A 20,899-nucleotide genomic window follows, 5' to 3' on the forward strand; every position below is an offset into this window, starting at 1 on the left:
TTGTCGTTATAGCGGTTGATGATTTTGTGACCCGTCTTGCGGGAGATGCCGAATTCGCGGCACAGCGCCGCTATCTTCTCGCCATCCAGAATCCGCGCAACGAATTTGAGACGCTCGTCCATGCGGTTGCACTCCTGCCAAGGCACCTTCGCTCTCCTCGCAAAGGCAAAAAGTGTAACCCATGTCTCCGGTATGAACTGTCACCCCTCTCTCGGGAAGGACATTTCCAGACAAAATGGACCGGCCAGTGAGCAAAGTGTTCAAATGGCTAGCCACAACAAGACAGGCGGCCTTTGCGAGCCGCCTGCAAAATCTTCGTCCCCGATAATGTGCGAGACTCAGTTGGCCTTTTCAGGCGGCGGCGCCAGCAGTTCGGCGCAATAGGAAGAGCCGCTGGTGCCGGGCTGGTCGCCGAGGATGCGGACCGAGCGGATGACGTAGCTCTGGCTGGTGACGATATCAGCCTTGCAGCTCAGATAGCGCTTGCCGCCCTTCTTCCCGTCCTTGGTCGCGATGGTGACCGTCTTGTAGCCGCCCCGCCAGGTGTAGACGCGGTTTCCGCCATCGTCGCGGTCGGAGATCGGAGGGCCGTAGGAGGCGAAGAAGCGCCCGGCCGACTGGCCTTCCCAGCGGTCCTGCACCGGGTTGCTTACAAGCGCCGGGAGAATTGGTGTCGTGGTCGTGCTGGCGCAGCCGGCCAGCGCCAGCAACAGTCCCGCCGCGGTGATCATGCGGATATTCATCGTATCGTCCTTGAGCTTCTGTCTCGCATTCGGTTGCGGAAGCGCCGCTGTCCCACGACATTTCCGCCTGTCCCGCTAAGGGCTTTAGCGCCAAAGCCGGCAAAAGAAAATTCCCATCCGCGTGTACAAGTGGGATTTTGCCGAAAGTGTTGCGTCTTATGCACTTTGCTCGGTTCGCCGCCTGTTTTTTCTGCCGATTTTCCAGGCAATTGCCTCTGTAATCTTTTCGTCAAGAAACAAATGGTTTTTTTGAATTTGGTGCTTGTACATCAAAAATGGCTGGTCTATAGAAGCGCCGCTGGTCACGGAGTGTAGCGCAGTCTGGTAGCGCACCACGTTCGGGACGTGGGGGTCGAGTGTTCGAATCACTCCACTCCGACCAGCTCTAAATTCCCGATCTTTTCCCGAAAATTTGACCCGCTTCCGGTGGCTGACCGCTATATCCGCATCCCGTCATGCCTCGGGCGTCAAACCATTCATTCGCTTCGCAATATCCTTTTGCAGACTGGGCTCTTTTTGTCGCTCGCAGCACCATATACAAGGGAAAGATGAGTGCATCCGACTCGATGTCGAGGATGGGTCAATGGTTGCGGAAAGCGGAGCGACGAGATGAGCAGCCTTTTTGAAAGACTGGTTCGGCAGGCTGGAGCGGAATTGCGGCAGGGCCGGAATATTGGCGGTGCCGCCCTTGGTCGTTTCGCAAGCATTTCGGCAGCGGCGCTCCTGCTCGCTTCGGGCGCCGGGCAACCCGCCTTCGCCGGCGATTGCGACAATGTGGTCGCGGCACCCGGCATAGACTGGAGCTCATGCAGCAAGACCAACATCATGCTGCCGGGCAGTGATCTGCATGGAGCCAATCTTGCCGGCGCCCATTTCGACAGCACCGATCTTAGCAATGCCAATCTCACCTCGGCCAATCTGGAAAAGGCAACGCTGGTGCGTACCTGGCTGAAGAACGCGCGCGCTGAGGGCACGAATTTCGCCAAGATCGAAGCCTATCGCTCGGATTTCAGCAATGTTGTCGCCAATGGCGCCACCTTTGCTAATGCCGAATTGCAGCGGGCTGAATTCAGCGGTGCGCAGCTTGCGAATGTCGATTTTCAGAAGGCCGAACTCGGCCGTGCCGATTTCGACAAGGCGGTGCTGACGGGCGTCAATTTCTCCTTCGCCAATCTTTCCCGCGCCACCTTGAGCGGCGTGACCATCCAGGGGCCGGTCACCTTCGGTGGTGCCTTCCTGTATCTGACCCGCATCGAGGGCATAGACCTGTCGGCGGCAACCGGTCTGGTACAGACGCAGGTCAATTTAGCCTGCGGCGACCAGACGACCATACTGCCTCCGGGATTGAAGGCGCCTGGTTCCTGGCCATGCCCGCCCGATGACAAGGATTGACGGCAACCCGTCCGGAATGACCCAACCGAAAGGCGATAGTTGATGTTCGCGCAACAGACGATTCAATCCTCCAGCAAGCCGGAATTCTATCGTGAGCTTGCCGGCCAGTTGCAGGCCCTGCTCGACGGCGAGGCCGATCCGATCGCCAACGCTGCCAATACATCGGCGCTGATCTTCCAGATGCTGCCGGACCTCAACTGGGCCGGTTTCTATTTCCTGCAGTCGGATGACGAGCTGGTGCTCGGGCCGTTCCAGGGCAAGCCCGCTTGCGTCCGCATCGCGGTCGGGCGTGGCGTCTGCGGCACGGCGATCGAAAAGGAGCAGTCGATCCTCGTCGAGGATGTGCATGCCTTCCCGGGCCACATCGCCTGCGACGCCGCCTCCCGCTCGGAGCTGGTTGTTCCCTTGTTCCGGGATGGTCTTGTCTTCGGCGTCATCGATCTCGACAGCCCGCTTCCCGGCCGTTTCGACAAGGACGACCAGGCCGGCATCGAGGCGCTCGTGGCGATTTACACCGCTGCCTGCGACTGGGATGAGTGACTGTCTGTCGCTGCGCGATGCATCATGCCGCCCTGTGCGATATGGCAAATCGGCTGCCCCATACCTATATTTTCGTCGCAACCACTCCCGCGACGCTTGTTGAGCTTAACGTCTGTAACGATGTCCGGCATTCTCCCGTAATGACTGGTGAAGCTTGAGGTATGCGTCCAAGAGCAAGGAGAACAAAGAATGCGAAATTACAGCAAGACCTCCGAGGCCATAGCGAAGCTGTCTCCCGAACAGTATCGCGTCACGCAGCAAAACGGCACGGAACGTCCCTTCACGGGCGAGCTTCTCGACAACAAGCAGCCGGGCATCTACGTCGACATCGTGTCGGGCGAGCCGCTGTTTGCCTCTTCCGACAAGTTCGATTCCGGTTGCGGCTGGCCGAGCTTCACCAAGCCGATCGAGACCGCCAACGTCAACGAGCTCACCGATCTGTCGCATGGCATGCTGCGCACCGAAGTTCGTTCGATGCACGGCGACAGCCATCTCGGCCATGTTTTTCCCGACGGGCCGCGCGATCGCGGCGGCCTGCGTTACTGCATCAACTCCGCCTCGCTTCGCTTCGTGCATCGTGATCGCATGGAAGCCGAAGGCTACGGCGCCTATCTCGACCAAGTGGAGGATATCCGATGACTACGGAACGTGCAGTTCTCGCCGGCGGTTGTTTCTGGGGCATGCAAGACCTCATCCGCCGCTATAACGGCGTCATCTCGACCCGCGTCGGCTATACCGGCGGCGAGGTGCGCAACGCGACCTATCGCAACCACGGCACCCATGCGGAAGCGATCGAGATCGTCTTCGATCCCGAGAAGATCAGCTATCGCGATCTGCTGGAATTCTTTTTCCAGATCCATGATCCGAGCACGCGCAACCGCCAGGGCAACGATGTCGGCACGAGCTACCGCTCGGCGATCTTCTATACCAGCGACGAGCAGAAGCGGGTCGCCTTCGACACGATCGCCGATGTCGATGCTTCCGGTCTCTGGCCGGGCAAGGTCGTCACGGAAGTGGTGCCGGCAAGCGACTTCTGGGAAGCGGAACCGGAGCATCAGGACTACCTGGAGCGCATCCCGAACGGCTACACCTGCCATTTCGTCCGGCCCGGCTGGAAGCTTCCGGTCAGGCAAGCCGATACGACGCAGCGTGCGGCATCCTGAATGACGCAAGTCGTCGCAGCCAAGCGGCTGGACCACTATCTCGGCACATGGGACGTGACGCGGCGGATCATCGACCGCCTCAAGGCGCCCCTTATAATCTTCGAAGGACAGGCGTTGCTGACGCCTGTCCAGTTCGGGGAGCACGACGACACCACGAGCGATCATGCAACGGCTCAGGAGCTGCTGGACCTGCCGGCTAGGCTGCGAGGCCGAGCGTCCACGGTCTCTTCCGCATGACCTCTCCGAATTCATCCGTATCGGCGACGGTACATCGCAGCGCGTTGTCCGTTACTACGGCCAGCAATGGGAATTGAAGATTTCTTCAGTTCGTCTGCCAACCTTCCCAACGTAAAACTCTGCCGCGGGCGTTCGTCTGTCGTGATGCAATGTAACCTCTAGGCGAGTTCTCGCCGTGTCACGCCAGCTGTCACGCGACATCCCACTTTCGCTCCTGTAGTTAGCCTTCGATCTTCAGATTTGAAGCGAAGGTCTTCGAGGAGCGAAATGATGTCGACTTCGTTTCTGATTGCTTTGACGGTGTCTTCGGCCGTGACCACGGTCGTTCTTATGGTGGTGCAGTTCCTTCATTGAGTTTGGCTCCCACCCTCGGCGGGTCTAGCCTGTCGGGGCGGGATGCGAGGCTGAAAACGCCTGTGCTTCCTTTCGCAGCCATTCGCAGAACAGTGTGGACTTCCGGTTTCGCCGGGCACGCCGCAGCGCGACGTAATGATGGCCGCTATCGATGAAGCCCAGTGGGGCGGTCAGCCGGCCAAAACGGATATCGTCGGTCACATAGGGCCACGGTGCCACGCAGACGCCGAGGCCAGCGCTTGCGGCCTCCAGCATGAAATAGAAATGTTCGTATTCCACCCGGGTTCCGGCCTCGACAGGTACACCTGACCGCGACAGCCAGTCGCCCCAGGCGCGAAGCCGCGTTCTGGTATGAAGTTGCGGAACGCCCGCGAAGTTCGCGGTGACGATTCCCGCCAGAGACGGGGAGAGAACCGGACCCGTCTGCTCGGGAAACAGTGCGATCACCTCCGCACCTTCCGGCCAGGGCGCCGCGCCGACGCGGATCGCGACATCGAAGCCATCGCGCGCGAAATCGACCGGGCGGGACGATGCTGTCAGCCGTACTTCGATATCGGGATATTCCGCCTGGAAGCGGTAGAGCCGCGGGATCAGCCAGCGCATGGTGAAGGTGCCGGGGCAGGAGACGTCGAGCGATCCGTCTTCGGCATCGGCAACCGACCGCACCGACATGTCGATCTGATCGAAGGCGGAAGTCAGGCCCGCTAGCAAGGTCGAGCCCGCTTCCGTCAATCGCAGCCTGTTCTTCGGTCCCTCGAACAGCGGCACGCCCAACACATCCTCGAGATACTGGATCTGGCGACTGACGGCGCTATGCGTCACGTTCAGCTCGTCGGCTGCAAGGGTCATCCGACCATGCCGGCCGGCGGCTTCGAAGGCACGCAATGCGTTGAGGGAGGGAATACGACGAGCCATGTGAGTTTTCCGAACAATGCTTGTTCGATCATATCGATTTTCTTCCTGCATGCCATGATGTTTTCTCCCGCCGCAAACAGAAGATCTCCCGTTAAGGGAACAATGAAGTGTGGAATGCGGGAGCGCTTCCAGCGATGGCAAAGCTGTGCTTGAGCCAGGCAACGTCACTTCCCCATGCCACCAGGCTAAGAGGATGAAGACTTCGATGACCAACAGACACAAAGACGGTAGCGCCGGTGACGCAAATTACGGTGTGATTGGCACGAACTATATAAACTACCGCCAGCCCGATCCGCAGATTGCCGAATTTATCCGCGCTGCATTGAGCGATGCCCGTAGCGTCCTCAATGTCGGTGCGGGTGCCGGCTCCTATGAGCCCGTCGATCGCGAGATCACGGCCGTGGAGCCGTCGGCGTCGATGCGGGCGCAGCGGCCGGCGCATCTGCCTGCTGCCATCGACGCCACGGCCGAAAAGCTGCCTTTCGCGGATGACAGTTTCGACGCGAGCATGGCGACCTTCACCGTGCATCAGTGGTCCGATCTTGCAGGTGGTCTTGCGGAAATGCGGCGGGTGACGCGCGGTCCCGTCCTCATCCTCACCTGTGATCCGAACGAGTTGGACCGATGCTGGCTGGTTGACTATGCGCCGGAGACGATCGCGGTGGAGGCACGCCGTTATCCGCTAATGGCGGCCATCAGCGAAGGGCTGGGCGGCAATGCGGAGATCATCCCCGTTCCGATCCCATTGAACTGCACCGATGGCTTCAGCGAGGCTTATTACGGACGGCCGGAGCGGCTGCTGGAGCCGGGCGCGCGCCTTGCCAATTCGGCCTGGAGCTTCGTCGATCCCTCCGTTGGCGAGCGGTTCGTTACCGATCTCAGCCGCGATCTAAAAGACGGCACCTGGGATGCCAAACACGGGCATTTGCGGACACAGCCGGCGTTTGAGGGTTCGCTGCGACTGATTGTCAGCCGCAGCGAATCCTGATCCAAGCGAGTATGACGCACTGAGATCGTTCACAGGGTCTGCCTGTGAACGATCCGTGATCCTGTTATTGGCGAGACATCCGGCGTCTTGCCTGGGCAGCCCGCGCCAGTTCCTCCAGCGTACGAACGGAGGTCGGCCAATCGATGCAGCCGTCGGTGATGCTCTGGCCATAGACCAGGGCCTTGCCGGGAACGAGGTCCTGCCGACCGCCGACGATATTGCTTTCCATCATCATGCCCTTGATGCGGTGGTCGCCGGCAGATACCTGCTCGGCGACGGCGCTGACCACCGCCGGCTGGTTTTCCGGGTTCTTGTTGCTGTTGGCGTGGCTGGCATCGATGATGATCTGCGGATCGAGCCCAAGCTTGGAAGCCAGCTCCGATACCGCCTGCACGCTGGCGGCATCATAGTTGGGCTGCTTGCCGCCGCGCAGGATGATATGGCCGTCGTCGTTGCCGCGCGTCGAGGCGATGGCGGCAAGGCCGTCCTTGGTGACGGCGGGGAAATGATGTGGCTGCGAGGCCGCCAGGATCGCATCGAGCGCGATCCTCGTGTCGCCATTCGTGCCGTTCTTGAACCCGATCGGGCAGGAGAGGCCCGATGCCAGTTCGCGATGCACCTGGCTCTCGGTCGTCCTGGCACCGATCGCACCCCAGCTTACGAGGTCGGCGATGTATTGCGGTGTGATCGTGTCGAGGAATTCGCAACCGGCCGGCAGCCCGATCTCGTTGACGTCGACGAGGAGCTGCCTGGCAAGGCGCAGCCCTTCTTCGATACGGTAGCTTCCGTCGAGATGCGGATCGTTGATGAGGCCCTTCCAGCCGACCGTGGTGCGCGGCTTTTCGAAATAGACCCGCATGATGATTTCAAGGTCGTCGGCGAAGCGGCCGCGCTGTTCCATCAGCCGGGCCGCGTAGTCGCACGCGGCGATGGGGTCGTGGATAGAGCAGGGGCCTATCACGACGATCAAGCGATCATCGTCATTGTGCAGGATGTTGTGTACGGCGCTGCGTGCGCCCGTCACGGTCGAGGTAACCGCTGCGTCTCGCGGGATCTCGTCTATAATGCGAGCGGGCGGCGTGAGCGCGGTAATTTCGATAATTCGCAGATCATCAGTGGAATTCAACACGGTATCGGTTCCTTTTGGGGTCATACCGTGGCGACAAAAAAAGCCGCCAGGTAGACTAGCGGCTGTTCGGGTCTTTTATTGCGTCAGTTTTATCTACGCACAGGCCCGCCTCCGCTGAGAGCAGCGGTACGAATAAAATCGCGAGGCGTTTGCGTAGGTGAACGACATGCGGTGTCTCTACGACAAAAAATATGGCTTGTCGATGCCGTTGATAGCTTGGGAATTGATCGCGAGTGCTCGATCCAGCTCCCAATTTGGCGGCAGTAGCAAAAAAGACGAACCCCAGATCAGAAAGACTGGCCCCGCTTCGCTGGAAGCAGGACCAGTCCCCATCCGATCAGGGGTCAAGTCTAATCAGATCTCGAAAAACGAGGTCTTAGAAAGTACGCTGGAAGCGCAGAACGCCAGCCCACTGGTCCTGATTGATGGAGTCCCAGTTGGTGTAGGATACTTCCGGCGTGATCTGCAGGTTCTTGACCGGGTTGAACTTGACGTTCGCGGTCGCTGCGAAGATCTTCGAGTCGGTGTAGGCAACCTGAGCGTTTGCCTGCAGCTTGTCGTTGATCGGAACGGTCACGCCGCCCCAAACTGCCCAGTCGCCCCAGCCGATACCCTTGGCCGGGCCGGCGCCGTTCGAGCTGGCATACTTGTTCAGCTTGTCGCCGTCGGTGTTCCAGCCGCCCATCAAGAAGGCCTTGAAGACGCCGAAGTCGCCATCGATACGAGCCTTGACTGCGCCTTCTTCGACGATGGAGTCATAGCCACCAACGACCTTGAAGCCGAAGTTGCCAGCCTTGTAACCGAGACCGGCGACAACGTCCGGAGCGTAGTGATCCGAGCTGTCTTCGCCGTTAACGCCCGTGGCGCCAGTGCCGGAGTTGCTGTCTTCGAGCGAGATCACAGCCGTGAAGCCGTTGCCGGCGTCGTAGTTGTAGGTGATCTGGTTGAGTTCGTACGGGCCGTCATAGACAACGTCGTCGTTGATGACGCCGCCGGCATAGCCTGCGTACAGGTTGTAGGCCGAATCGAGCTTACCAACGGTGAAGCCAGCAAGGCTGATGTTGGCGGCGATCAGCTTGGTGGTGGTCGAACCGCCATCCTGCCAGTCCCAACGCAGAACAGTAGCCGTCTTCAGCGGGCCGTATTCGGTGTCGGTGGCGGTATCGACGGTCAGATGAGCGCGGGTGTGCCACAGCGTACCGTAACGGTCAGCCGGGTTGTAGGCATTGTACCACTTGCCTTCGGTACGGACATAGCCGCCGATCTTCAGGCAGGTTTCGGTGCCGGGAATGAAAAAGTAACCGTTGCCGTATGCGTCGCAGATGCGAACATATTCGAGCGGCTCAGGCTCAGCAGCAACAATAGCGTCAGCAGCGTGAGCGCCGGAAACTACTGCGAGGGCAGCAGCGGAGCCGAGAAGAAGGCTCTTGATGTTCATAAAAACTCCAATCCAATATAGATTGGGCATAGGCTATCGCGCCGAAAAATCGACGTGCCTGACCCTATCCCTGTTAAAAACCCCGACTCGGGAGAAACGGGCCCCACCCGCTTCTGTTCGCTATTAGAGACGAATTCCTGTAAAGTTATATGATATATTTTTCTCAGAATGACGTTTTCGTGATTTTTCATTTCCAGTTGCATGAAAGACACATTTGCAAACATAGATAGTAAGTCAGCCATAATATTGGCTGCATAATGATCAATTCGGAGTAGGAAGTGGGAGATTGACGCCTGAAAGGGCGATTGACGACCCGTCGAGTGTCGCTGTTTGAAAGCTGCGGCATGCTGAGCCCAAACGCAACGCACGCCTTTGCCAACGTCGATAAACGGGCATCAACATCCGATGGTGACTGAAGGGCCTTGGCTTAATACAGCGCCGTTCGCTTTGAGGTCGGCGATATCAGCCTGCTGAGCATGGCGCCGATTGCGAGACCCCAGAGCCCACCGGTCATGGCGACAATGAGGTCCATGGGCGACCCGTAATTGCCGTTCACCAGGAAATGCGAGAAGCAGAGCGCCGAGACGCTGGCAATCATCAGCAGGCAGGTGAAGGAGGGCGATTGCGGATAGGCCAGCCGTGCCAGCATGCCGGCAAGACAGAGGGCGACGGCTCGATACAGATTGAAGGGATTGCCAAACTCGGCCTGCCAATTGAGATGCGCGAAGGTCACGGCAACCAGTGCCGCGATATAGCCCCAAGCAACAATCTTCAAAAAGCGCTCTGTTATCATGGGGATGTCATATAGCAGCCGTGCGCCGGAACGCCAGTCTCGTGACGCTTTCGTGGCCTCGTTCAATCTTCCGCATCGCACACATTTTGTGTGTCCGCGAAATATTCTGTAGCGGATATGGCAAGAAAGAGGTGGTTTTTACCCATGGTTTCAGCTTGTTAGCCCGATTATCAGGGTTCGGACGAGATTGAGGCGTGATTCAGTGTCGGTTGCGAGCGCGTTGATGTCCTCTTGCGGTCCAAAGTCCGTTCGTCTCCTGATCTAGCCCGCACCTGCGAGGCGATGTACGGCGGGTGGGCATTCTCGCGCCAACCCGCCTTGGATGTAGAAGCAACGTCAGGCGCTGGATGCGTCAAGTACCTCGTCATTGTTTTCCGGCCCTGGCGTCCCTGTTTCCATGGCGCTCTCTTCAGCATTGCGACGACCGAGAAAGGTGAAGACGACGATTGCCGTGAGAGCCGTGATTGCCGTCAGGAGCCACAACAGCTCGCTAAAGGCGTCGCTATAGCCCTGGATCAACGTGGCATGCCCGATTGCAGGCACACTGGATACTGCATCGAGGAGATTGCCCGTAACCAGCCGCTGCGCTGCGAAAGATGCATGGTCCCCCGCTGCTGCGCCGAGTTTTGACTGGATGAAAGAGGAAAGGATGGCGCTGACGACGGCCAGTGCAACGCCTTCGCCGGCAACGCGGGTGGTGCTGAAGATGCCCGTCGCCATGCCGGCGCGTTCTTTCGGGACGACGCTGACGGCAAGTCCGTCCATCAGCCCCCAAGGCAGGCTGATGCCAATGCCGATCGTCAGCAGCGGGCCGATCAATGCCGCCGGTGCCGATCCCGTGGTGAGATAGCTGAGCCAGAACAAGCCCATGGCGGAGATAATAAGTCCCGCGCCGCAAATCGTGGCTGCCGTAAACCATCGTGTCAGCAGGCCGGCAACGATCGGCAGAACGAGAAGCGGCGCCGACAGGGCGACCATCATGCGGCCAGCGGCGATCTCGCTCATGCCCTCGATGCCGACGAAGCGGACCGGCAAAAGGATGAGCAGCACGACGAAGGCATAGGCGGGGGCCGCCGCCAGCAGCTGCACACCGACAAAGCGCGGATAACGGAACAGGGTGAGATCCAGCATCGGCCGTTTCACGACGCGTTCGATGATGCCGAAGGCCAGGAAGAGCAACGCAGCACCCACCAGCAGGACAATGACCAACGGGTCGCCCCAGCCGTTTTCCGGCGCGCGAAGGACGCCGTAGGTGAATAGCGTCAGGGCGAGCGTGAAACTGAGGGCGCCAGGCCAGTCGAGACTGGCGGCGTCCGGGTCTCTGGATTCGGTCAGGAAGCGTGCGCCGAGACCAAAGGCCAGGACGGCGAGGATGACGACGAGAATGAAGATCGCCGGCCAGCCGAAGGCCTCGATCATCAGGCCGGAGGCGATCGGCCCGAAAGCGAGCCCCACACCGAAACTCGAGCCGACGACGCTGAAGGCGCGCATGCGCGCCGTGCCGTCGAACTCCTGTGCAAGCGACGCCATGCCGCCGGAAAAAGCGGCCGCCGCTCCCATGCCCTGCAAGGCTCTCAGAATATCGAACCAGACGATATTGTTGACGAAGGCCAGTCCCGCCGAGAACAGGGCAAAGCCGCCGAGCCCCAAGAGGAAAATGCGCTTGCGTCCGAAACTGTCGGCAAGCGCGCCGGCTGCCATCAGGCTGCTGCCGAAGGTCAGCATGAAGGCATTGGTGACCCAGTTGAGCGCGATCGGACTGCCGCCGAGCGTCCGGCTGATCGCCGGCAAGGCGACAGCGGGGCCAGTGAAGGTGAGGGGCATGGCGGCGGCGGCGCAGCACACGGCGATCAGAACAAAGAATTTCTCGGCCGGGCTTGCGGCCTTTGTCTTGTCGGGATGCATCGGGATATCCGCTGAATTTGAGCAAAAGGGACCCTACGGACGACTTGGGAGCACGAACCGCCTTCAAGGACGGTCGTCATCATCTGCGGGAACATCGGAACACCCGACCAAGATAGTTTTGATGCAATCGACTGAAAATAGGTCTAAGTTTCCATATATACTGGAAGAAAACGATCGAATGGAAATGAGGATGGATCGGCTAAGTGGCCTCAATGCCTTTGTTCGAAGCGCCGATCTCGGCAGCTTCGCCGCCGCCGGGCGTGTGCTCGGTCTTTCGGCCTCGGCCGTCGGCAAGGCGGTGACCAATCTCGAACGGCAGCTCGGCGTGCGATTGATGCAGCGCTCGACCCGCAGCATTCGCCTGACCGAGGAGGGGCGTCTTTTCCACGAGCGCTGCCGGCGGGTGCTGGACGATCTCGAGGATGCGCAGGCTTCGCTTGCCCAGGCGGTGGCCGTGCCGCGCGGTCGGCTGCGCGTCAGCGTGCCCATTGTCAGCTACCATTTCCTGCTGCCGGTACTGCCGGAGTTCGTTGTCCGCTACCCCGAGGTCGAACTCGACATCGATTTCAATGATCGCATCGTCGATATGATCGAAGAAGGCGTCGATGTCGCGATCCGCAGCGGGGATTTGCCGGACTCGCGGCTGATGTCGCGCACCTTGCGGCCGTTCCAGATGCTGCTCTGTGCTGCCCCCGCTTATCTCGAGCGCCATGGCGTCCCGGATTGCCCGCGCGCGCTTGACGATCATCTGGCGATCCGGTTTCGTTTCCCCAACAGCGGCAAGCTGCAGAACTGGCCCTTGAACCTGCCCGATGGCGGGCTGGAATTGCACATGAAAACTGCTCTGTCCTGCAACAACATGGAGGCCCTGCGCGGCGCCGTCATCAGCGGCCTCGGCATCGGGTGCATGCCGGATTTCCTCGCGCGCAGTCCGCTCGCCGAGGGCAAGTTACGCACGGTACTTGATGATCATATCGATGGGCCGGGCCATTTTCATTTGCTCTGGCCGTCGAACCGTCATCTGTCGCCAAAGGTCCGCGTCTTCGTCGACTTTCTGAGCGAGCGGCTTTTTGCAAAAAGCTGCGACGCCCTGCCGGGCGCCGCAAGCGTATGAAAAAAGGGGCCGTGAGGCCCCTTTTGTCGTCGCTCCGATCTGGATCAGATATCGCTCGCAGCGTTCGCCCAGATATCGGCGGCCTGCGCGGCGGTGACGCGGCGGACTTCCGTCTCGTCACGGCGGCTGGCGAAGAGTTCGCTGGCCATGATCTGGTCGGCAAGGTCTGCCGGCAGCGACAAGAGAACGCGCTGGCCCTCCTTGTGGATGCCGCCGAGATCGGTGCGCTTGCCGGTGATCATGCCGCCGGCGATCGTGTTGTTGCTGTCCGGATCGATCAGGATGAAGGAGCCGGTCGAGCGGTTCTGATCGTAGGGATCGAAAACGGCGGCTTCGTCAAAGGAAAGACGAACCTTGCCGATGGCGTTCATCCAGAGGGCTTGCGCAGGTGCCCAGGCGCCGGTCTTCAGCTCGAGCTGCGCGATCGGCTGCACCTGCACGCGCTGACGGCGGCTGCCGCTCTTCAGCCAATAGCGTTTGCCGGGCTCGATGCCTTCCGGCTGCAGCGCGACGATCTGCGCATCGAAGGCAAGGCCGGATTGCGGCTGGCTGTCGATGGCAACGATCATGTCACCGCGCGATACGTCCACCTGGCGATCGAGCACAAGCGTGATCGCATCGCCGGCAACGGCGGCATTGCGCACCAGATCGAAGGTGACGATCTTCGAGACATTGGCAACCATCCCCGACGGCAGGATCATGACGCTGTCGCCCGGCTTTACCGAGCCGCCGGCAACCGTGCCCTGATAACCACGGAAGCTTTCGCCAGGGCGGGACACGCGCTGCACAGACAGGCGGAAGCCGACTGACTGAGCCGAGCGCACCGTGGCAAGCTCCAGCGTCTCGACGAGTGTCGGGCCGTTGTACCAGGGCATAGCTGCTTGGCCGGAATAGACGACGTTTTCGCCCTTCAGGGCGGACATCGGGATGGCGGTGATCTGCTTGACGCCGAGCGACAGCGCGAATTCGCGGAAATCATGCGCGATCTTCTCGAAGCCGGCGCGGTCGTAATTCGTCAGGTCGATCTTGTTGACGGCGAGCACGAACTGCTTGATGCCGAGCAGCGAGGCGATTGTTGCATGGCGGCGCGTCTGCTCGAGAATACCCAGGCGTGCGTCGATCAGCAGAATCGCGAGATCGGCGGTGGAAGCACCGGTCGCCATGTTGCGGGTGTACTGCTCGTGGCCGGGCGTGTCGGCAACGATGAAGGAGCGGTTGTCGGTCGAGAAATAGCGATAGGCGACATCAATGGTGATGCCCTGTTCGCGCTCGGCCTGCAGGCCGTCGAGCAGCAATGCGAAGTCGGGCAGGCCGAGATCGTTCTGCTTGCCGGTGGAGTCGCGCTGCAGCGTGGCGGCCTGGTCTTCCTTGACGGCCTTGGTGTCCCAAAGCAGGCGGCCGATCAGCGTGGATTTGCCGTCATCGACGCTGCCGCAGGTGATCAGGCGAAGCGGACGCGTATCGCGCATGGCCTTGGCGGGCTCGGCTGCGGGCAAGGTGACGACGTTTGCGGTTACGGCTGCGGTCATCTCAGAAATATCCTTCGCGCTTCTTTTTTTCCATGGAGCCGGACTGGTCGCGGTCGATGGCACGGCCCTGTCGTTCAGAAACCGTGGCGATTTCCAGCTCTGCGATAACGTCTTCAAGGGTGGTTGCGGTGGAGCGGATCGCGCCCGTCAGCGGGAAGCAGCCGAGCGTGCGGAAGCGGATAAGCTCCTCGCGCTTGACTTCGTCGGGCAGCAATTCAAGCCGCGGATCGGCGGCCAGGATCATCATGCCGTCGCGCTCGACGACCGGGCGCTTCTCGGCGAAATAGAGCGGTACGATCGGAATGTTTTCGGCCTGGATGTAGCGCCAGATATCGACCTCGGTCCAGTTCGACAGCGGGAAGACGCGCACACTCTCGCCCTTGCGGATCTGGCCGTTATAGACGTTCCAGAGCTCCGGGCGCTGGTTGCGCGGATCCCAGCGATGATCCGGCGTGCGGAAGGAATAGATGCGTTCCTTGGCGCGGGAAGCTTCCTCGTCGCGGCGTGCACCGCCGAAAGCGGCGTCGAACTGGCCGGCGTCCAGCGCCTGGCGCAACCCTTCCGTCTTCATGATGTCGGTATAGAGCGCCGAGCCGTGGGTGAACGGGGTAACGTTCTCCGCCTTGCCGCGCGGATTAATGTGTTCGATCAAGTCGAGATCGTATTTCTTCACGATCTCGTCGCGGAAGGTGATCATCTCGGCGAATTTCCAGCCGGTGTTCACATGCAGGAGCGGGAAGGGCACGCGGCCGGGATAGAAGGCCTTGCGCGCCAGATGCAGCAGCACGGAGGAATCCTTGCCGATCGAATAGAGCATCACCGGACGCTCGAATTCGGCCGCGACTTCGCGGAAAATATGGATGGATTCGTTTTCCAGCGCCTTCAAATGCGGGTCGAGCGGCGGCTTGGTGCTTTGCGGATTGGAGAGTTCCGTATCCGGACGGCTATCGGGCATTTTCAACTCCAGAACTTAATCATTTGTCCCGGCCGGAAGGCGGGCCGGAAAGAATAGAATGCTTTGGTTCCTGATAGGTTTGGCGGCGGCGATAACCGCGCCTTGAACCGATGCCGGGAACCGGCGGGGTATGTCATTGCGCGGCGACGACGGCTTCTTCCGCAACATGCAGGCCGCATTCGCGCGTCTCGTCGTTTTCCCACCACCAGCGGCCGGCCCGCTCGGGCTCGCCCGGCTTGATGGCGCGGGTGCAGGGCTCGCAGCCGATCGAGGGGTAACCGCGCTGGTGCAGCGGGTTCACCGGCACGCTATTGTCGGCGACATAGGCGCGGATCACGTCGATATCCCAATCGGCGAGCGGGTTGACCTTGATGAGGTTGCGCTCGGGATCGTACTCGGCAAATGGCGTGTCGGCGCGATTGTTCGATTGGCCGCGGCGCAGGCCGGTGACCCAGATCGTGGCGCCGGAAAGAGCGCGCGCAAGCGGCTTCAGCTTACGCACGCCACAACAGGCATGCCGGGCTTCGACGCTCTCGTAGAAACCGTTGAGACCGTACTTCGCCGCATAGGCGTCGATGTCGGCCTGCTCCGGCTCATAGCGATGGATATGGATATCGTACTGGCTTTCCGTCTCGTCGATCAGCGCCAGTGTCTCGGGGAAGAGGCGGCCGGTCTGCAGCGTCACGACATCGATCGGCAGGCGGTGATTGCCGATCTCGGCGGTGATGACCTGATCTTCGATTCCGAGGGAGGTCGTGAACACGGTGCGGCCGCCGAGGCTAGCGACCAGAGACAGGCGGCCGGCAAGGTCAAGCGCCGCCAACCGGCTGTTCAGTGTCCCGGCTTCTTCGATGAGATTGATGGCAGTCATGGGGAATCCTGTCCTGATATTGCCGCGAGTATCGCAGTTCGTGAGGGCTGCGGACAGAAAAACGGATTTCGAAAGCGAGGGGATAGAGAGCAAATATCTCCACGAAGCCGCTCCCATGTGAAAAAGCGACCGCCTCGGCTGTTAACCAAGGCGTTTTGCCCCTGAAGCGGGCTAACGGAGAGGCGCCGATAAGACTAGTCATATCTAAGCGCTTGCTTTAATGTCTATAGAAATAGTAGAGTTACACGCGGCTTGTCAAACGGAAATCGGAAGTGATGGCCAAAAAGATGCGGAACGCCAAATTCTGCGCTAAACTATGGGCATAGTGAGAAGGCTTGAAAACAAGGCTGGGTTGCCGGCACCCCGAGCTTTCCGCGATTCGGGTGTTTGAAGCGGGGCGAGGTCGGCCAAGGGTTTAAGAGTTCCGAAGCGATGTGGCCGGTGTATCGGGTGAGCGCATCGTATGTGTGTGTAAGCGGTTCGAAATGATCACTCAAAAAGCAAAATACGCGTTGCGGGCGCTATCTGCTCTGGCTCAGGCCGAAGCGGGCGAACCGACGATGATTTCCGACATCGCGACGCAACAGAAAATCCCGAAGAAGTTTCTGGAACAGATCCTGCTCGACCTGAAGCATCAGGGCATCGTCATCAGCCGCCGCGGCAAGCAGGGGGGCTATCTCCTGCGCAAGCCGGCCGAGGAGATCACCTTCGGCGAGATCCTGCGCATTATCGACGGTCCGATCGCGCCATTGCCCTGTCTTTCCATCACCGCCTATCGCCGCTGCGAGGATTGCGACGGCGAGCAGACCTGCGAAATCCGCCATGTCTTCGCAAGGGTTGCTGACGCCACCCGCAAGGTTTTGTTTTCGACCACTATCGCTGATGCGACGGCTCTGCCGGATGGCGCGGAAGTCACTCGCCTGCTGGCGTAGGTCTCAGTGGGCGGCGTGTTCTTCGCCTGCCTCTTTCTCCATCGCCCGCCGTGCCCGGATCGCCGCCGCGATGAAGACGCGCGAGAGGCCGTGATAGAGCGGTTCGCGCGACAGCAGGCGCGAAGTGACATAGCCGATCATCGATACCGCCATGATCGGGATGACGGCTTGGTGATCCCCCGTCATTTCCAGAATGATGACGAAGGCGGTCATCGGCGCCTGCACGACGCCGGCGAAATAGCCCGCCATGCCGAGGATCGCCGCGAGCGCGATACTGCCGCCGATCAGCGTGCCGACCGTGCTGCCGAAACCGGCGCCAACGGCGAGCGACGGCGCGAAGATGCCGCCGGGAATGCCCGAAATCATCGAAAGGAAGCTGGCGAGCAGCTTTTCCAGGAAGAAGAGCAGGGGCAGGGCATGTCCTTCCACCGCGCCACGCGCCTGTTCGTAACCGGTGCCGAAGGTGTTGCCGCCGCAGGAGACGCCGATGGCTGCGACCAGAAGACCACAGCAGCCGGCGAGAAGCAGCATGCGCTTGAGAGGCTGCGGCTGCGCCCAGCGGCGTATGCGGATGCCGGCATAGAGCGCAAAGCCGCTGAAGGCAGCCCCAAGCGCGCCGCCACCAATGCCGCAGATCAGGACGAGAGTCCAATCCACCAGCGCTACCGGCGCAGCACTGGCCGTGCCGAAATAATTATAGCTGCCGGAGAGCCCAAGAGCCGCCAGGCCCGAGAGGATGACGGCGGTCAGCACCAGACCATTGGCGCGAGATTCATAGGTGCGGCTCATTTCCTCGATCGCAAAGACGATGCCGGCGAGCGGTGTGTTGAAGGCCGCCGCAATGCCTGCAGCCGAGCCGGCAAGGATCAATCCCTTCGCCTGCGCCATGCCACTGAAGCGGGCGACCGCCAGCATGAAGGACGCCCCCACCTGTACCGTCGGTCCCTCGCGGCCGATCGAGGCGCCGCAGAAGAGGCCGAGTATGGTCAGCACGATCTTACCGAAGGCAAGCCGGAGCGACAGAAGCTTGGTGCGGTCCTCGTCATGATGCAGGTGCCGCGCGGCAATCGCCTGCGGAATGCCGCTGCCTTGCGCGTTGGGAAACAAGGTCGTCGCGAGATAGGCGGAGAGCACGAAGCCAAGCGGCGTCAATGCGAGCGGCAACAACCAGCTCCATTCCCCCGAGCTCGTCACCCCGATAAAGGCGCGCTGTGCCAAATCGGCCAGCTTGGCAAAGCCAACGCTGATCACGCCGATCGCGAGAGCCCCTGTCCAGAACACCAGCCGCGGCCGCCATAGATGGATCGAGCCCCAGAAAACGCGGGAGCGGCGGAGCAGTTTGGACTTACGGTAGATCGGGGGCATGAGATTTTGAACCGGCAGGCTGTGCGATATGTCCGCTTGGGACTCAATTCTGAACAGTCTGCTTAAAAATGACGGATCAGGATATTCACACTGTCTTACAGGGCTTCACTTTACGACCTGGATTTATCCGAGCCTTGACACATTCTAACGGCCTCCTAGAATGCATCGCAATTGCAATGCAGGAGGTTGCTCATGAAAACCGCTTCCATCCCGTCGCTGAGAGTCGACCCGGAACTGCGCGCCGCCGCCGAGAGCGTGTTGAAAGAGGGTGAAACACTCTCGGCTTTTGTGGAGAACTCGCTAAGGGCTCAAATCGACCACAGGCGAGCACATGCGGAATTCATAGCGCGGGGAATGGTCGCGCGAGAGGAAGCCAAGCGTACGGGTATTTATTATAGCGCTGACGAGGTGGTTAACGAATTGAAGGAGATGCTCGCAGCAAAGATAGCGAGCAAGAAAAATTGAAATATGCAGTTCGCTACGCCAGCTCTGCTCGTAACGATATAAAGCGGCTTTATGCCTATCTGCTCGATCGCGATGAGAATACCGCCAGACGTGCTGTTTCGGTCATTGAAGATGCCATGAAGATGCTGGCGGACTTTCCGTTCAGCTGCCGCAAAGCGTCTCCGGACAATTCATTTCTCCGCGAGCTGGTTATCCCCTTCGGTTCCGCCGGCTATGTCGCTCTGTTCGAAATCGAAGACAGCGACACAGTGACGATACTGGCGATCAGGCATCAGCGCGAAGACGATTATCACTGATGTCCGCCAACCCTACCGATCGCTCACTTCCCAGCGTGGATTGATCCACGGCTCCTGATTGGATCGTGCCAGCCTCGGCTTTCCGAGGATATGGTCGGCCGCTTTTTCGCCGGTCATGATGGAAGGACCGTTGAGGTTGCCGTAGGTGAGGCTGGGGAAGATCGAGCTGTCGGCGACGCGCAGGCCCTCGACCCCGATGACGCGGGTGTCGGGATCGACCACGGCCATCGGATCGTCCTTCGCGCCCATCTTGCAGGTGCCGCAAGGGTGATAGGCGCTTTCCAGATGCTCGCGCAGGAAGGCGTCGATCTGATCGTCGGTCTGGACGTCGGGGCCAGGCTGGATTTCCGGGCCGCGATAGTCGTCGAAGGCCTTCTGCCCGAAGATCTCGCGGGTAAGGCGCACGCAGTGGCGAAACTTCTCCCAGTCCTCGGGATGGCTCATATAGTTGAAGCGGATGACCGGATCGGCCTTCGGGTCGGACGAGCGCAGGGTCACCGCGCCGCGTGACTTCGACAGGTTATAGCCGACATGCGCCTGGAACCCATGGCTCTTCGCCGCCGCCTTGCCGTCATAGCTGATGGCGACGGGCAGGAAATGATACTGGATATCGGGCTGCTTGACGCCCGGCGCCGAGCGCAGGAAGGCGCAGGCTTCGAACTGGTTGGAAGTGCCGAGGCCGGATTTGAAGAACATCCATTGCGCGCCGACAATCCCCTGCATGTACCAGGGCAGCCAGGAGTAGAGCGAGACCGGCTTCAGGCTGGTCTGCTGGAAATAGAATTCCATATGGTCCTGCAGGTTGGCGCCGACGCCCGGCCGGTCGTTTTTCACCTCTATGCCCATCTCTTGCAGATGCTGCCCGGGGCCGATGCCGGAGAGCATCAGCAGTTTCGGGGAGTTGAAGGAAGACGCCGAGACGATCACTTCGCGGTTCGCCTTGACGATCTCGATCTTGCCGCCGCGTTCGATCTCGACGCCGGTGGCGCGGCCGTTTTCGATCACGACTTTGCGGGCGAAGCAGCGGATCAGCTCGACATTCGGCCGCTTCAGCGCCGGCTTCAGATAGGCCGTCGCGGCAGACCAGCGCCGGCCCATCCAGGTCGTCTGCTCCATCAGGCCGAAGCCTTCCTGCTTGCCGCCATTATAGTCCTCCGTCGCCTCGAAGCCTGCCTGCTTGCCGGCCTCGATGAAGGCATGGAACAGCGGATTGCGGGCATCGCCGCGCCGGACATGCAGCGGCCCGTCGGTACCGCGCCAGCCCTCTTCGCCGCCATGGGAATGCTCCATCCGCTTGAAGTAGGGCAGCACATCGGCATAGGCCCAGCCCTGGGCGCCGAGCTCTTCCCAGCGGTTGAAGTCCTCGGCGTGGCCACGGACATAGACCATGCCGTTGATCGAGGAGGAGCCACCGATCACCTTGCCGCGCGGCGCGGTGATGCGCCGATTGTTGAGCTGCGGCTCCGGTTCGGAGAGATAGCCCCAATTGTAGCGGTCCATGCTCATCGGCCAGGCAAGCGCTGCCGGCATCTGGATGAACGGCCCGACATCGCTGCCGCCGAATTCCAGCACGATGACCGTATGCTTGCCGTCTTCCGACAGCCGCGAAGCCATGGCGGAGCCGGCGGAACCTGAGCCGATGATGACGAAATCTGCTTGCATGACGATGTGTTCCAGATGGATAGGGGCGTAGATCGAAGCTGTTTTGCACCCTCCCTTTGAGGGGGAGGGTCGGCCGCAGGCCGGGGTGGGGTGATCACTGGTATGAGCGTTGC

General features: G+C 60.5%; 22 protein-coding genes and 1 tRNA gene. 11 read left to right on the forward strand and 12 right to left on the reverse strand.

What is annotated here, in order from left to right:
• Together RRH01S_RS35215 and RRH01S_RS03970 are read right to left on the reverse strand one after the other, a co-directional pair.
• Positions 1–146, reverse strand: a 146-nt coding sequence (locus tag RRH01S_RS35215; RefSeq protein WP_042470450.1) for a helix-turn-helix domain-containing protein, incomplete at its 3' end; no start/stop codon positions are given.
• 192 nt (positions 147–338) lie between these two features.
• Positions 339–743 carry a hypothetical protein gene (locus RRH01S_RS03970; protein WP_042470071.1) on the reverse strand — a complete coding sequence of 135 codons (405 nt, stop codon included), beginning with the start codon at positions 741–743 and terminating at the stop codon, positions 339–341.
• Between the two features lie 305 nt (positions 744–1,048).
• On the opposite strand from RRH01S_RS03970, the gene RRH01S_RS03975 reads away from it, so the two are divergent.
• The 6 genes from RRH01S_RS03975 to RRH01S_RS04000 all read left to right on the forward strand — a co-directional run bounded on the left by RRH01S_RS03975 (position 1,049) and on the right by RRH01S_RS04000 (position 4,075).
• Positions 1,049–1,125: transfer RNA gene (locus RRH01S_RS03975), tRNA-Pro, on the forward strand.
• 227 nt (positions 1,126–1,352) lie between these two features.
• Positions 1,353–2,135 carry a pentapeptide repeat-containing protein gene (locus RRH01S_RS03980; RefSeq protein WP_042470074.1) on the forward strand — a complete coding sequence of 261 codons (783 nt, stop codon included), beginning with the start codon at positions 1,353–1,355 and terminating at the stop codon, positions 2,133–2,135.
• Between the two features lie 42 nt (positions 2,136–2,177).
• On the forward strand, positions 2,178–2,675 hold the full coding sequence (msrC, locus tag RRH01S_RS03985) for a free L-methionine (R)-S-oxide reductase MsrC (protein ID WP_042470076.1): 498 nt from the start codon (positions 2,178–2,180) through the stop codon (positions 2,673–2,675).
• A gap of 189 nt (positions 2,676–2,864) precedes the next feature.
• Positions 2,865–3,314 carry a peptide-methionine (R)-S-oxide reductase MsrB gene (gene msrB / locus RRH01S_RS03990; RefSeq protein ID WP_042470077.1) on the forward strand — a complete coding sequence of 150 codons (450 nt, stop codon included), beginning with the start codon at positions 2,865–2,867 and terminating at the stop codon, positions 3,312–3,314.
• Positions 3,311–3,838, forward strand: a complete 528-nt coding sequence (gene msrA / locus RRH01S_RS03995) for a peptide-methionine (S)-S-oxide reductase MsrA (RefSeq protein WP_007694913.1) — start codon at positions 3,311–3,313, stop codon at positions 3,836–3,838. Before msrB ends, msrA begins: the two co-directional genes overlap by 4 nt.
• The gene (locus tag RRH01S_RS04000) at positions 3,839–4,075 is read left to right on the forward strand and encodes a hypothetical protein (RefSeq protein ID WP_042470080.1); all 237 of its coding nucleotides are present in this window, start codon (positions 3,839–3,841) and stop codon (positions 4,073–4,075) included. It abuts the gene before it with no gap.
• 378 nt (positions 4,076–4,453) lie between these two features.
• Here the strand turns inward: RRH01S_RS04000 and RRH01S_RS04005 are convergent, their stop codons facing one another.
• Positions 4,454–5,344, reverse strand: a complete 891-nt coding sequence (locus tag RRH01S_RS04005) for a LysR family transcriptional regulator (RefSeq protein ID WP_042470082.1) — start codon at positions 5,342–5,344, stop codon at positions 4,454–4,456.
• 205 nt (positions 5,345–5,549) lie between these two features.
• Between RRH01S_RS04005 and RRH01S_RS04010 the strand changes: the two genes are divergently transcribed.
• A complete protein-coding gene (locus RRH01S_RS04010) occupies positions 5,550–6,332 on the forward strand; it encodes a class I SAM-dependent methyltransferase (protein WP_034519582.1) in 783 nt (260 codons plus the stop codon).
• A gap of 64 nt (positions 6,333–6,396) precedes the next feature.
• On the opposite strand, the gene RRH01S_RS04015 is transcribed toward RRH01S_RS04010, so the two are convergent.
• The 4 genes from RRH01S_RS04015 to RRH01S_RS04030 form a co-directional block, all read right to left on the reverse strand.
• On the reverse strand, positions 6,397–7,485 hold the full coding sequence (locus RRH01S_RS04015) for a 3-deoxy-7-phosphoheptulonate synthase (protein ID WP_165586800.1): 1,089 nt from the start codon (positions 7,483–7,485) through the stop codon (positions 6,397–6,399).
• Between the two features lie 352 nt (positions 7,486–7,837).
• Positions 7,838–8,899, reverse strand: coding sequence for a porin (locus RRH01S_RS04020; protein ID WP_007694903.1), 1,062 nt, complete (start codon positions 8,897–8,899; stop codon positions 7,838–7,840).
• A 427-nt stretch (positions 8,900–9,326) separates the two neighbouring features.
• Positions 9,327–9,674 carry a hypothetical protein gene (locus RRH01S_RS04025; RefSeq protein ID WP_007694901.1) on the reverse strand — a complete coding sequence of 116 codons (348 nt, stop codon included), beginning with the start codon at positions 9,672–9,674 and terminating at the stop codon, positions 9,327–9,329.
• Positions 9,675–10,028: 354 nt separating this feature from the next.
• The gene (locus RRH01S_RS04030) at positions 10,029–11,597 is read right to left on the reverse strand and encodes an MFS transporter (protein WP_042470086.1); all 1,569 of its coding nucleotides are present in this window, start codon (positions 11,595–11,597) and stop codon (positions 10,029–10,031) included.
• 190 nt (positions 11,598–11,787) lie between these two features.
• Between RRH01S_RS04030 and RRH01S_RS04035 the strand changes: the two genes are divergently transcribed.
• Entirely contained in the window at positions 11,788–12,711 is a 924-nt protein-coding gene (locus tag RRH01S_RS04035; protein WP_042470088.1) for a LysR family transcriptional regulator, read from the forward strand.
• A 44-nt stretch (positions 12,712–12,755) separates the two neighbouring features.
• On the opposite strand, the gene cysN is transcribed toward RRH01S_RS04035, so the two are convergent.
• The 3 genes from cysN to RRH01S_RS04050 form a co-directional block, all read right to left on the reverse strand.
• Entirely contained in the window at positions 12,756–14,240 is a 1,485-nt protein-coding gene (gene cysN / locus RRH01S_RS04040; RefSeq protein ID WP_042470090.1) for a sulfate adenylyltransferase subunit CysN, read from the reverse strand.
• Between the two features lies 1 nt (position 14,241).
• Positions 14,242–15,195 (reverse strand): sulfate adenylyltransferase subunit CysD, encoded by a 954-nt coding sequence (gene cysD, locus RRH01S_RS04045; RefSeq protein ID WP_012651087.1) that lies wholly within the window; start codon positions 15,193–15,195, stop codon positions 14,242–14,244.
• A gap of 133 nt (positions 15,196–15,328) precedes the next feature.
• Positions 15,329–16,066: a phosphoadenylyl-sulfate reductase gene (locus RRH01S_RS04050; RefSeq protein WP_007695026.1), complete on the reverse strand. Its 738-nt coding sequence runs from the start codon at positions 16,064–16,066 to the stop codon at positions 15,329–15,331.
• 485 nt (positions 16,067–16,551) lie between these two features.
• Here RRH01S_RS04050 and RRH01S_RS04055 point away from each other — a divergent pair, with 485 nt between their 5' ends.
• The gene (locus RRH01S_RS04055) at positions 16,552–16,998 is read left to right on the forward strand and encodes an RrF2 family transcriptional regulator (protein WP_007695032.1); all 447 of its coding nucleotides are present in this window, start codon (positions 16,552–16,554) and stop codon (positions 16,996–16,998) included.
• A gap of 3 nt (positions 16,999–17,001) precedes the next feature.
• On the opposite strand, the gene RRH01S_RS04060 is transcribed toward RRH01S_RS04055, so the two are convergent.
• Complete coding sequence (locus RRH01S_RS04060; RefSeq protein WP_034519226.1) at positions 17,002–18,363, reverse strand: chloride channel protein; 1,362 nt, start codon at positions 18,361–18,363, stop codon at positions 17,002–17,004.
• Positions 18,364–18,555: 192 nt separating this feature from the next.
• On the opposite strand from RRH01S_RS04060, the gene RRH01S_RS04065 reads away from it, so the two are divergent.
• A complete protein-coding gene (locus tag RRH01S_RS04065) occupies positions 18,556–18,828 on the forward strand; it encodes a YlcI/YnfO family protein (protein WP_007695035.1) in 273 nt (90 codons plus the stop codon).
• On the forward strand, positions 18,825–19,124 hold the full coding sequence (locus tag RRH01S_RS04070; RefSeq protein ID WP_007695041.1) for a type II toxin-antitoxin system RelE/ParE family toxin: 300 nt from the start codon (positions 18,825–18,827) through the stop codon (positions 19,122–19,124). Before RRH01S_RS04065 ends, RRH01S_RS04070 begins: the two co-directional genes overlap by 4 nt.
• 12 nt (positions 19,125–19,136) lie before the next feature.
• Here the strand turns inward: RRH01S_RS04070 and betA are convergent, their stop codons facing one another.
• On the reverse strand, positions 19,137–20,786 hold the full coding sequence (betA, locus tag RRH01S_RS04075; protein ID WP_034519225.1) for a choline dehydrogenase: 1,650 nt from the start codon (positions 20,784–20,786) through the stop codon (positions 19,137–19,139).
• Positions 20,787–20,899: the final 113 nt, after the last annotated feature.

Origin of the sequence: Rhizobium rhizogenes NBRC 13257, assembly GCF_000696095.1 — a bacterium.
Classification (GTDB): Bacteria; Pseudomonadota; Alphaproteobacteria; order Rhizobiales; family Rhizobiaceae; genus Rhizobium; species Rhizobium rhizogenes.

What these genes read in the sequence shown, in the direction of transcription:
- betA (WP_034519225.1), bottom strand. Translation starts at nt 20,786, where the DNA reads ATGCAAGCAGATTTCGTCATCATCGGCTCAGGTTCCGCCGGCTCCGCC.
- msrA (WP_007694913.1), top strand. Translation starts at nt 3,311, where the DNA reads ATGACTACGGAACGTGCAGTTCTCGCCGGCGGTTGTTTCTGGGGCATG.
- RRH01S_RS04005 (WP_042470082.1), bottom strand. Translation starts at nt 5,344, where the DNA reads ATGGCTCGTCGTATTCCCTCCCTCAACGCATTGCGTGCCTTCGAAGCC.
- cysD (WP_012651087.1), bottom strand. Translation starts at nt 15,195, where the DNA reads ATGCCCGATAGCCGTCCGGATACGGAACTCTCCAATCCGCAAAGCACC.
- RRH01S_RS04020 (WP_007694903.1), bottom strand. Translation starts at nt 8,899, where the DNA reads ATGAACATCAAGAGCCTTCTTCTCGGCTCCGCTGCTGCCCTCGCAGTA.
- RRH01S_RS03980 (WP_042470074.1), top strand. Translation starts at nt 1,353, where the DNA reads ATGAGCAGCCTTTTTGAAAGACTGGTTCGGCAGGCTGGAGCGGAATTG.
- msrC (WP_042470076.1), top strand. Translation starts at nt 2,178, where the DNA reads ATGTTCGCGCAACAGACGATTCAATCCTCCAGCAAGCCGGAATTCTAT.
- RRH01S_RS04000 (WP_042470080.1), top strand. Translation starts at nt 3,839, where the DNA reads ATGACGCAAGTCGTCGCAGCCAAGCGGCTGGACCACTATCTCGGCACA.
- RRH01S_RS04065 (WP_007695035.1), top strand. Translation starts at nt 18,556, where the DNA reads ATGAAAACCGCTTCCATCCCGTCGCTGAGAGTCGACCCGGAACTGCGC.
- RRH01S_RS04060 (WP_034519226.1), bottom strand. Translation starts at nt 18,363, where the DNA reads ATGCCCCCGATCTACCGTAAGTCCAAACTGCTCCGCCGCTCCCGCGTT.
- RRH01S_RS04055 (WP_007695032.1), top strand. Translation starts at nt 16,552, where the DNA reads ATGATCACTCAAAAAGCAAAATACGCGTTGCGGGCGCTATCTGCTCTG.
- cysN (WP_042470090.1), bottom strand. Translation starts at nt 14,240, where the DNA reads ATGACCGCAGCCGTAACCGCAAACGTCGTCACCTTGCCCGCAGCCGAG.
- RRH01S_RS04015 (WP_165586800.1), bottom strand. Translation starts at nt 7,485, where the DNA reads ATGACCCCAAAAGGAACCGATACCGTGTTGAATTCCACTGATGATCTG.
- RRH01S_RS03970 (WP_042470071.1), bottom strand. Translation starts at nt 743, where the DNA reads ATGAATATCCGCATGATCACCGCGGCGGGACTGTTGCTGGCGCTGGCC.
- msrB (WP_042470077.1), top strand. Translation starts at nt 2,865, where the DNA reads ATGCGAAATTACAGCAAGACCTCCGAGGCCATAGCGAAGCTGTCTCCC.
- RRH01S_RS04010 (WP_034519582.1), top strand. Translation starts at nt 5,550, where the DNA reads ATGACCAACAGACACAAAGACGGTAGCGCCGGTGACGCAAATTACGGT.
- RRH01S_RS04050 (WP_007695026.1), bottom strand. Translation starts at nt 16,066, where the DNA reads ATGACTGCCATCAATCTCATCGAAGAAGCCGGGACACTGAACAGCCGG.
- RRH01S_RS04035 (WP_042470088.1), top strand. Translation starts at nt 11,788, where the DNA reads ATGGATCGGCTAAGTGGCCTCAATGCCTTTGTTCGAAGCGCCGATCTC.
- RRH01S_RS04030 (WP_042470086.1), bottom strand. Translation starts at nt 11,597, where the DNA reads ATGCATCCCGACAAGACAAAGGCCGCAAGCCCGGCCGAGAAATTCTTT.